The organism is Vibrio sp. 10N.222.46.A1, assembly GCF_041473595.1.
Taxonomy (GTDB): domain Bacteria; phylum Pseudomonadota; class Gammaproteobacteria; order Enterobacterales; family Vibrionaceae; genus Vibrio; species Vibrio tasmaniensis_A.
In genome coordinates, this window is the sequence record NZ_JBFRSN010001602.1 from 1 (window position 1) to 640 (window position 640).

The following is a 640-nucleotide window of genomic DNA, read 5'->3' on the forward strand; positions in this document are numbered from 1 at the left end:
ACATTGGCACGCTCGACAGTGTTTGGACGCCAAGAATGTGTTTTGCTGTTGAACAAGCGAATGCGAACAACAAAGTCGTGGTTCTTGACCCTGTGGGTTGTGGCGCAAGTACGCTGCGTACCGAGACTTCTCGTGAAATTGCACGCTTAGCTGACAAGTTGATCATTCGTGGTAACGCGTCTGAGATTATCGCGTTAGCGGGCGAGCAAGCGCAGAGCAAAGGCGTTGATGCGCTAGATAGCAGTGATGCAGCATTAGGCGCAGCGCAATGTTTGGTCGCTGAATACGGTGCGAATGTGGTGATTTCTGGCGAGACAGATTACGTTGTCACTAAAGACAGCGTTGTGACGTTAAACAACGGGCACCCAATGATGCCGTACGTGACGGGCATGGGTTGTACCTTAACGGCATTGACTGGCGCATTTGCTGCTGTTGGTGATGAAAGTGGTTTGGCAGCCGCAGCGGTATTGGGCGTGGTTGGCGAAATCGCAGCTGAAAACTCACGTGGCCCAGGTAGCTTGCAGATGAACTTACTCGATGAGCTGTATCAACTAGATGAAGAGACACTGATTCAACGTTTAAAGGTTCAGTAGGCTTAATCTAGTTCTAAACTCAAAACTGATCGTTCTAAGTTAATAGC

Annotated in this window: 1 protein-coding gene; it reads left to right on the forward strand. The window is 49.4% G+C overall.

Translation table 11 applies throughout. From position 1 onward, the window contains the following. Positions 1–593: hydroxyethylthiazole kinase (gene thiM / locus AB4496_RS28370; protein ID WP_372133391.1), on the forward strand; the 593-nt coding region annotated here is incomplete at its 5' end. Positions 594–640 lie beyond the last annotated feature (47 nt).